This is a genomic window from Vibrio sp. 10N.261.52.A1 (genome assembly GCF_002876325.1).
GTDB classification, from domain to species: Bacteria; Pseudomonadota; Gammaproteobacteria; order Enterobacterales; family Vibrionaceae; genus Vibrio; species Vibrio chagasii.
The window spans coordinates 1-558 of record NZ_MCYD01000230.1; the positions used below are offsets into that span (position 1 = coordinate 1).

The following is a 558-nucleotide window of genomic DNA, read 5'->3' on the forward strand; positions in this document are numbered from 1 at the left end:
TTAGCCTTTCATGTGGAGCAAAAGGAGAGCTAACGCTATCAAGCAGATTCACAAAGTATTCTAGGCGTTTAATCTCACTACTATTAAGTTCTCCGTGTCCTAATAATTCCTCAATTTGACTAACAGCAATCCCCTTAGATGCAATATCCTCTGGAAGCCCCGTTTTCGTACAAACCCCGTAAGTACCTTGTAAAAAGTGTTCCCACTTTTCCGTGATTATTTCGCTCAACCCCGAACAACCAGACTCACATGTGACATCTTTCAAAGTAGAGATTGTTTTAAGATAACGACGAGTAAACTCATCAAGCACACATTCTTTATTTCTTAGCGAGTGTACGATGCTTAGCCAAGATACATATCCTTTTGCATAATACTCTGTGACGCCTTTTTCGCTATGTTCACCAAAAAATGAGTTACATTTGAGTTCAACATCCAAGTTGTAGGATGCTAATGGCATCAGCCTTTCTGTTTGATACTGTCTAATCTCGTTTAAGTCGATATTGGTTACGCTCGACAGCTCTTCCAAGGTTATAAAGTTTGCGTTTAGATAACTAAAAA

1 protein-coding gene is annotated in these 558 nt (G+C 38.9%); it reads right to left on the reverse strand.

Annotation, left to right across the window (positions count from 1 at the left end; translation table 11 throughout):
• Positions 1-457 (reverse strand): DUF6058 family natural product biosynthesis protein (locus tag BCT81_RS02990; protein ID WP_198596834.1); only part of this gene is annotated, 457 nt, incomplete at its 3' end.
• Between the last annotated feature and the right edge of the window lie 101 nt (positions 458-558).